The sequence below is a fragment of the Bacillus cereus group sp. BfR-BA-01382 genome, from assembly GCF_022663475.1.
Lineage (GTDB): Bacteria > Bacillota > Bacilli > Bacillales > Bacillaceae_G > Bacillus_A > Bacillus_A thuringiensis_S.
The window spans coordinates 1-275 of sequence record NZ_JAKUFQ010000362.1 but is presented as its reverse complement, the minus strand read 5'-3'; the positions used below and the strand labels follow the sequence as shown (position 1 = coordinate 275).

Sequence of the window (275 nt, the reverse complement as noted above, 5' to 3'; positions counted from 1 at the left end):
AATCATGGATAACAATCAACCACCAAATATGATGCCAATTATGGATAATAATCAAATGCCGAATATGATGCCAATTATGGATAATAATCAAATGCCGAATATGATGCCAATCATGGATAACAATCAAATGCCGAATATGATGCCAATTATGGATAACAATCAACCACCGAATATGATGCCATATCAAATGCCGTATCAACAGCCTATGATGCCGCCGAATCCATATTATCAACAACCAAATCCATATCAAATGCCATATCAGCAAGGGGCGCCGT

General features: G+C 37.5%; 1 pseudogene. It reads left to right on the top strand.

The annotated features are described in order from the left end of the window. Positions 1-275: pseudogene (locus MR160_RS34335) on the top strand (hypothetical protein); the annotation flags it as partial.